Origin of the sequence: Actinosynnema sp. NPDC002837 (genome assembly GCF_040295345.1) — a bacterium.
Classification (GTDB): domain Bacteria; phylum Actinomycetota; class Actinomycetes; order Mycobacteriales; family Pseudonocardiaceae; genus Actinosynnema.
Map to the genome: position 1 here is coordinate 1 of NZ_JBEOVG010000179.1, position 5,795 is coordinate 5,795.

The 5,795-nt window shown below is 48.3% G+C and carries 7 tRNA genes and 3 rRNA genes; all 10 read left to right on the forward strand.

Going from position 1 to position 5,795, the window contains the following annotated elements:
• The first annotated feature begins 289 nt into the window (after positions 1–289).
• Positions 290–1,836: ribosomal RNA gene (locus ABTZ99_RS44445) — 16S ribosomal RNA — on the forward strand.
• Positions 1,837–1,929: 93 nt separating this feature from the next.
• Positions 1,930–2,002, forward strand: a tRNA-Ala gene (locus tag ABTZ99_RS44450).
• Positions 2,003–2,140: 138 nt separating this feature from the next.
• Positions 2,141–5,041 (forward strand): 23S ribosomal RNA (locus tag ABTZ99_RS44455).
• Positions 5,042–5,124: 83 nt separating this feature from the next.
• Positions 5,125–5,240 (forward strand): 5S ribosomal RNA (gene rrf / locus ABTZ99_RS44460).
• The 16S, 23S and 5S rRNA genes sit together here with 7 tRNA genes alongside, the layout of an rRNA operon.
• Before the next feature lie 3 nt (positions 5,241–5,243).
• A tRNA-Val gene (locus ABTZ99_RS44465) sits at positions 5,244–5,316 on the forward strand.
• Positions 5,317–5,345: 29 nt separating this feature from the next.
• Positions 5,346–5,418: transfer RNA gene (locus ABTZ99_RS44470), tRNA-Asp, on the forward strand.
• Between the two features lie 17 nt (positions 5,419–5,435).
• Positions 5,436–5,508 (forward strand) — tRNA-Lys (locus ABTZ99_RS44475).
• An 8-nt stretch (positions 5,509–5,516) separates the two neighbouring features.
• Positions 5,517–5,598 (forward strand) — tRNA-Leu (locus tag ABTZ99_RS44480).
• 12 nt (positions 5,599–5,610) lie between these two features.
• Positions 5,611–5,683, forward strand: a tRNA-Thr gene (locus tag ABTZ99_RS44485).
• A gap of 25 nt (positions 5,684–5,708) precedes the next feature.
• Positions 5,709–5,780, forward strand: a tRNA-Gly gene (locus ABTZ99_RS44490).
• Positions 5,781–5,795 lie beyond the last annotated feature (15 nt).

Genomic DNA, 5,795 nt, shown 5'->3' on the forward strand with positions numbered 1-5,795 from the left:
TTTTTTAATTTACCAAAGCTAGTGGTGGCATGAAATAAAGCGAATACAGGAGAGGGAAAAAGCGAACGTAAGATAAAAAAAGGTATAAAAGTCACAGTTAATTCTTGACAAGTTTAGTTAGGTTTGATAGAATATAATAGTTGTCGCAAGAGACGAGGGTCTTGAAGCGATAAGCTAGACCATTGAAAACTGAATAAAGAAGAATGACTCATGTGATGTAGTAAGATACATCAAAAATCTGTCAATCAATAATGAAAGACAAGCCAGTCACTAAGGTGACTTAAATACTTTATTTGAGAGTTTGATCCTGGCTCAGGACGAACGCTGGCGGCGTGCCTAATACATGCAAGTTGAGCGCTGAAGGTTGGTACTTGTACCGACTGGATGAGCAGCGAACGGGTGAGTAACGCGTGGGGAATCTGCCTTTGAGCGGGGGACAACATTTGGAAACGAATGCTAATACCGCATAAAAACTTTAAACACAAGTTTTAAGTTTGAAAGATGCAATTGCATCACTCAAAGATGATCCCGCGTTGTATTAGCTAGTTGGTGAGGTAAAGGCTCACCAAGGCGATGATACATAGCCGACCTGAGAGGGTGATCGGCCACATTGGGACTGAGACACGGCCCAAACTCCTACGGGAGGCAGCAGTAGGGAATCTTCGGCAATGGACGAAAGTCTGACCGAGCAACGCCGCGTGAGTGAAGAAGGTTTTCGGATCGTAAAACTCTGTTGGTAGAGAAGAACGTTGGTGAGAGTGGAAAGCTCATCAAGTGACGGTAACTACCCAGAAAGGGACGGCTAACTACGTGCCAGCAGCCGCGGTAATACGTAGGTCCCGAGCGTTGTCCGGATTTATTGGGCGTAAAGCGAGCGCAGGTGGTTTATTAAGTCTGGTGTAAAAGGCAGTGGCTCAACCATTGTATGCATTGGAAACTGGTAGACTTGAGTGCAGGAGAGGAGAGTGGAATTCCATGTGTAGCGGTGAAATGCGTAGATATATGGAGGAACACCGGTGGCGAAAGCGGCTCTCTGGCCTGTAACTGACACTGAGGCTCGAAAGCGTGGGGAGCAAACAGGATTAGATACCCTGGTAGTCCACGCCGTAAACGATGAGTGCTAGATGTAGGGAGCTATAAGTTCTCTGTATCGCAGCTAACGCAATAAGCACTCCGCCTGGGGAGTACGACCGCAAGGTTGAAACTCAAAGGAATTGACGGGGGCCCGCACAAGCGGTGGAGCATGTGGTTTAATTCGAAGCAACGCGAAGAACCTTACCAGGTCTTGACATACTCGTGCTATTCCTAGAGATAGGAAGTTCCTTCGGGACACGGGATACAGGTGGTGCATGGTTGTCGTCAGCTCGTGTCGTGAGATGTTGGGTTAAGTCCCGCAACGAGCGCAACCCCTATTGTTAGTTGCCATCATTAAGTTGGGCACTCTAACGAGACTGCCGGTGATAAACCGGAGGAAGGTGGGGATGACGTCAAATCATCATGCCCCTTATGACCTGGGCTACACACGTGCTACAATGGATGGTACAACGAGTCGCGAGACAGTGATGTTTAGCTAATCTCTTAAAACCATTCTCAGTTCGGATTGTAGGCTGCAACTCGCCTACATGAAGTCGGAATCGCTAGTAATCGCGGATCAGCACGCCGCGGTGAATACGTTCCCGGGCCTTGTACACACCGCCCGTCACACCACGGGAGTTGGGAGTACCCGAAGTAGGTTGCCTAACCGCAAGGAGGGCGCTTCCTAAGGTAAGACCGATGACTGGGGTGAAGTCGTAACAAGGTAGCCGTATCGGAAGGTGCGGCTGGATCACCTCCTTTCTAAGGAATATATACAAAGACGTGAGCATTCAACTTTATTCAGTTTTGAGGGGTTTAGTGATAAACCTAAGCAAGAATCAAATTCTTGATTGTGGGGCCTTAGCTCAGCTGGGAGAGCGCCTGCTTTGCACGCAGGAGGTCAGCGGTTCGATCCCGCTAGGCTCCATTGTCAGACAAGACGTTAAAATCACTTGAACATTGAAAACTAAATAACAATATCTAATAACGATAAATAAACCAAAAGCTGTGAATTTTAAAGAATTTACAAACTTATACTTGAAAAACGATGATTATAAATCATCATGGCAAAGTTAATAAGGGCGCACGGTGGATGCCTTGGCACTAAGAGCCGATGAAGGACGTGACTAACGACGATATTCTAGGGGGAGCAGTAAGTACGCATTGATCCCTAGGTCTCCGAATGGGGAAACCCAGCTGCTACTAGCAGTTATTCATGAGTGAATACATAGCTCATGTAAAGGTAACGCAGAGAACTGAAACATCTAAGTACCTGCAGGAAGAGAAAGTAAAAACGATTTCGTAAGTAGCGGCGAGCGAACGCGAAGAAGGGCAAACCAAGAAGCTTGCTTCTTGGGGTTGTAGGACTGCAACGTGGACTTAAGCATTATAGTCGAATAACCTGGGAAGGTTAATCAAAGAGGGTAATAATCCCGTAGACGAAATAGCGCTTATACCTAGCAGTATCCTGAGTAGGGCTGGACACGCGAAATCCAGTTTGAATCCGGGAGGACCATCTCCCAACCCTAAATACTCCTTAGTGACCGATAGTGAACCAGTACCGTGAGGGAAAGGTGAAAAGAACCCCGAGAGGGGAGTGAAATAGCACCTGAAACCGTGTGCCTACAAGAAGTTCGAGCCCGTTAATGGGTGAGAGCGTGCCTTTTGTAGAATGAACCGGCGAGTTACGTTATGATGCGAGGTTAAGTTGAAGAGACGGAGCCGTAGGGAAACCGAGTCTGAATAGGGCGACTTAGTATCATGATGTAGACCCGAAACCTAGTGACCTATCCATGAGCAGGGTGAAGGTGTGGTAAGACGCACTGGAGGCCCGAACCAGGACACGTTGAAAAGTGTTTGGATGACTTGTGGATAGCGGAGAAATTCCAAACGAACTGGGAGATAGCTGGTTCTCTCCGAAATAGCTTTAGGGCTAGCGTCGAAATGTAAGTGTATTGGAGGTAGAGCACTGTTTGGGTGAGGGGTCCGTCTAGGATTACCAATCTCAGATAAACTCCGAATGCTAATACACATGTTCGGCAGTCAGACTGCGAGTGCTAAGATCCGTAGTCGAAAGGGAAACAGCCCAGACCAACAGCTAAGGTCCCAAAATATATGTTAAGTGGAAAAGGATGTGGGGTTGCACAGACAACTAGGATGTTAGCTCAGAAGCAGCTATCATTCAAAGAGTGCGTAATAGCTCACTAGTCGAGTGACCCTGCGCCGAAAATGTACCGGGGCTAAACATATTACCGAAGCTTTGGATTGATATTTTATCAATGGTAGGAGAGCGTTCTTAACCGCGATGAAGGTATACCGTGAGGAGTGCTGGAGCGTTAAGAAGTGAGAATGCCGGTATGAGTAGCGCAAGATAAGTGAGAATCTTATCCACCGTAAGACTAAGGTTTCCAGGGGAAGGCTCGTCCGCCCTGGGTTAGTCGGGACCTAAGGCGAGGCCGAAAGGCGTAGTCGATGGACAACTGGTTGATATTCCAGTACTAGATATGATCGTGATGGAGGGACGCAGTAGGCTAAGAGATGCCAGTTAATGGATTCTGGTCTAAGCAGTGAGGTGTGAGATGTGTCAAATGCATTTCTCTTTAACATTGAGCTGTGATGGGGAAGCAACTACGGTTGCGAACTCTCTGATGTCACACTGCCAAGAAAAGCTTCTAGCGTAAAGTCATATCTACCCGTACCGCAAACCGACACAGGTAGTCGAGGCGAGTAGCCTCAGGTGATCGAGAGAACTCTCGTTAAGGAACTCGGCAAAATAGCCCCGTAACTTCGGGAGAAGGGGTGCTGGTGTAAAAGCCAGCCGCAGTGAATAGGCCCAAGCAACTGTTTATCAAAAACACAGCTCTCTGCTAAACCGCAAGGTGATGTATAGGGGGTGACGCCTGCCCGGTGCTGGAAGGTTAAGAGGAGTGCTTAGACGTAAGTCGAAGGTATGAATTGAAGCCCCAGTAAACGGCGGCCGTAACTATAACGGTCCTAAGGTAGCGAAATTCCTTGTCGGGTAAGTTCCGACCCGCACGAAAGGCGTAATGATTTGGGCACTGTCTCAACGAGAGACTCGGTGAAATTTTAGTACCTGTGAAGATGCAGGTTACCCGCGACAGGACGGAAAGACCCCATGGAGCTTTACTGTAGTTTGATATTGAGTACCTGTAAGTCATGTACAGGATAGGTAGGAGCCATTGAAATAGGGACGCTAGTTTCTATTGAGGCGTTGTTGGGATACTACCCTTGACTTATGGTTACTCTAACCCGCTGGCATAATCGGCCAGGGAGACAGTGTCTGACGGACAGTTTGACTGGGGCGGTCGCCTCCTAAAGAGTAACGGAGGCGCTCAAAGGTTGGCTCAGATTGGTTGGAAATCAATCGTAGAGTGTAAAGGTAAAAGCCAGCTTGACTGCGAGAGCTACAACTCGAGCAGGTAGGAAACTAGGACTTAGTGATCCGGTGGTACCGCATGGAAGGGCCATCGCTCAACGGATAAAAGCTACCCTGGGGATAACAGGCTTATCTCCCCCAAGAGTTCACATCGACGGGGAGGTTTGGCACCTCGATGTCGGCTCGTCGCATCCTGGGGCTGTAGTCGGTCCCAAGGGTTGGGCTGTTCGCCCATTAAAGCGGCACGCGAGCTGGGTTCAGAACGTCGTGAGACAGTTCGGTCCCTATCCGTCGCGGGCGTAGGTAATTTGAGAGGATCTGTCCTTAGTACGAGAGGACCGGGATGGACTTACCGCTGGTGTACCAGTTGTTCCGCCAGGAGCACGGCTGGATAGCTATGTAGGGAAGGGATAAGCGCTGAAAGCATCTAAGTGCGAAGCCCACCTCAAGATGAGATTACCCATTCGTAAGAATTAAGAGCCCAGAGAGATGATCTGGTAGATAGGCTGGAAGTGGAAGAGTTGCGAGACTTGGAGCGGACCAGTACTAATCGCTCGAGGACTTTACCAAAAGAGTCAAATATAATATGCTTATGGTTTAAAAGTTAGAAGAATTGTTATTTAGTTTTGAATGTTCAAGGTAACATTTAATGATTTGGTCATCATTGCGATGGAGATACACCTGTTCCCATGTCGAACACAGAAGTTAAGTCCATCTACGGCGGAAGTACTTGGGGGTTGCCCCCTGGGAGATAGGCGAGTGGCCAAGTTTTGGGAGTTTAGCTCAGCTGGGAGAGCATCTGCCTTACAAGCAGAGGGTCAGCGGTTCGATCCCGTTAACTCCCATTGGTTGTTTCAGCCATTAAGTGAATAAAGGTTCTGTAGTGTAGCGGTTATCACGTCGCCCTGTCACGGCGAAGATCGCGGGTTCGATTCCCGTCAGAACCGTTAGTAGAAATACTAATGACTCGTTAGCTCAGTTGGTAGAGCATTTGACTTTTAATCAAAGGGTCGCTGGTTCGAGCCCAGCACGGGTCATAATCCTAGCGGATGTGGCGGAATTGGCAGACGCACTAGATTTAGGATCTAGCGCTTAACGGCGTGGGGGTTCAAGTCCCTTCATCCGCATACTAGGTATTAGCCGACTTAGCTCAGTTGGTAGAGCATCTGATTTGTAATCAGAGGGTCGCGTGTTCGAATCATGTAGTCGGCATTGTCGTAAGACACAAAGTTTAAGTGCGAACGTAGTTCAGGGGTAGAACACAACCTTGCCATGGTTGGGGTCGCGAGTTCGAATCTCGTCGTTCGCTTACTAGTATCCTTAC